This window comes from Okeania sp. SIO2B9, from assembly GCF_010672505.1.
GTDB classification, from domain to species: Bacteria; Cyanobacteriota; Cyanobacteriia; order Cyanobacteriales; family Microcoleaceae; genus Okeania; species Okeania hirsuta.
In genome coordinates, this window is sequence record NZ_JAAHGK010001350.1 from 1 (window position 1) to 2,005 (window position 2,005).

General features: G+C 33.1%; 2 protein-coding genes. Both read right to left on the reverse strand.

The genetic code is table 11. The features are described 5' to 3' along the window. Positions 1 to 153: 153 nt before the first annotated feature. Positions 154 to 942, reverse strand: a complete 789-nt coding sequence (locus F6K13_RS30620) for a pentapeptide repeat-containing protein (protein WP_124155413.1) — start codon at positions 940 to 942, stop codon at positions 154 to 156. A 326-nt stretch (positions 943 to 1,268) separates the two neighbouring features. Beyond that, positions 1,269 to 2,005, reverse strand: a 737-nt coding sequence (locus F6K13_RS30625; protein WP_287289491.1) for an adenylate/guanylate cyclase domain-containing protein, incomplete at its 5' end; no start/stop codon positions are given.

Consider the following 2,005-nt stretch of genomic DNA (forward strand, 5'->3'; position numbering starts at 1 on the left):
TCCACAAAAATAAGTTATCAAACCTCCCCTTTTAAGGGGATAAAAAAGAAAATTCTGCATTTTCTTGCCTTCCTATTTCAAGCGATACTGATAACTGAAGTCTGCAGCTCCTCTGGAGAAGGCTAACTGATAACTTAATTGACTCCAAAATATTTATTTATAAACCTTTTCTTTACCTTCTTCTTGAACTTCAGGAACTACTTTAGGAGCTACTTCAGGAAGTACTTCAGGAACTATTTTTTCAGGAGCACAAGCAATAAAATTAGTGAGTAAACATACACTTGGACCTATGGTTGTACCACGCAAATTAACCCCTTCTAAATTAGCTCCACTAAGATTAGCAAGAGTTATATTTGTTTCAATTAGTTTTGCTTTAGCAAGGTTCGCATTAGAAAAATTTACATCTTTCAAATTTGCTTGACGCATATCAGCATTAAAAAGGTCAGACTCACTCATATTGGCATTTTCTAAATTAGCTCTCAACCAATATGACTGACGTAAATTTGCATTAGAAAAATTAGCCCCACTAACAACAGATTCAATCAAATTAGCTTCAAATAGATTAGCATTTTCTAAAGTTGCTCCTGTCAGATAAGCTCTAGATAAATTAGCATGAGCTAGGTAAGTATCTGTTAAATCTGCACCTCGAAGATCTGCATCATTCATTTTTGCTCTAGAGAGATTGGCATTAGAAAGATTAGCACCAATAAGATTAGTAACAGCAAGATTTGCCCCAGATAAATTTGCTCCTTCAAGATTTGCACCTTCAAGGTCAGCTCCAATCAAGTTAGCATTATATAAGTTTGCTTTACTAAGGTCACATCCCGAACATTCATTAGTTTTTAATAGTCTTCTAATAGCTGCTGGGTTAGCTGCTTTTGCTGAATTTATCCAGCCAAGTTGGGATAAAATCATTATGATTGCGAATATTGTCAATTTCATATTAAGTATTTGGGGGTATAGAGAATAATTGAACAGAAAATATATCTGAGTAGTAAGTATACAAATAATTTTATCTATCTACTTATATAGATAATTGCTTAATTTATCATACATCCAAATTTTTTAGACCGACAAATTTAAAACATTATTAATTATTAAGTAGTTGGCATTTAGTCAAGTATTCAATTGGGATTGAATTCTTGCTTATATCCAGTCTAAGCAAATTGCCCAGAAATATCAAAAGCTTAAAAACTCAAACAACCCAAGGTTTTTCCTTCTTCCTTCTTTATTCTTCCTTCTTTGTTCTGCTATATTCCTAACTTTAACTATTTAGTTATCATAGTATAACTTCCATCCCAATCATTTGGTGGTGGATTTGTTATATGCTTAACCGATCGTTGAATATGTGTACCAACAGCTTCATCATCAGGTCTCATTTTTTTAGCTCTCTCAAAGTAACTAACAGCCAAAGCAAAATTCCTTTCCATATAAGCTTTTCTAGCTCTAGAATAAAGTTCTAAAAACTGTTCTGTTTCCTGGTCAATATTATCTGAAATTGCACCAATCAATTCATATATACTTACAGATTTTTGCTTACCTTTAACTTTAACCTTATCCAATTCTCTGACCCTAACATAATCGCGACAAAGTTCATAAGTAAACTCACTTAAAATAATATCGCAGCCATAATGTTTAGTAATTGATTCTAAACGGGAACTCAAATTTACACCATCACCGATTACTGTATAATCCATTCGTTTTTTAGAACCAATATTACCAGATACTACCTCCCCTGAACTAATACCAATACCAATTTTAAATTGTGGTCTATCGGGACGAGACTCATTAAATTTTCGGAGACGATGACGCATATCTAAAGCAGTTTTAACCGCCATTAAAGCATGATTTTCTAAAGGTAATGGTGCACCAAAAACAGCCATTAAAGCATCCCCCATAAACTTATCTAAAGTTCCTTCATGGTCAAATACTGCCTCTACCATTGTTTCAAAATATTGATTTAAAAGCTTAACTACTTCAGAAGCTTCTAGGTTTTCTGTAAGAG

Excerpts from the sequence above, each read along its gene's own strand:
- F6K13_RS30620 (WP_124155413.1), bottom strand. The coding sequence starts at position 942 with ATGAAATTGACAATATTCGCAATCATAATGATTTTATCCCAACTTGGC.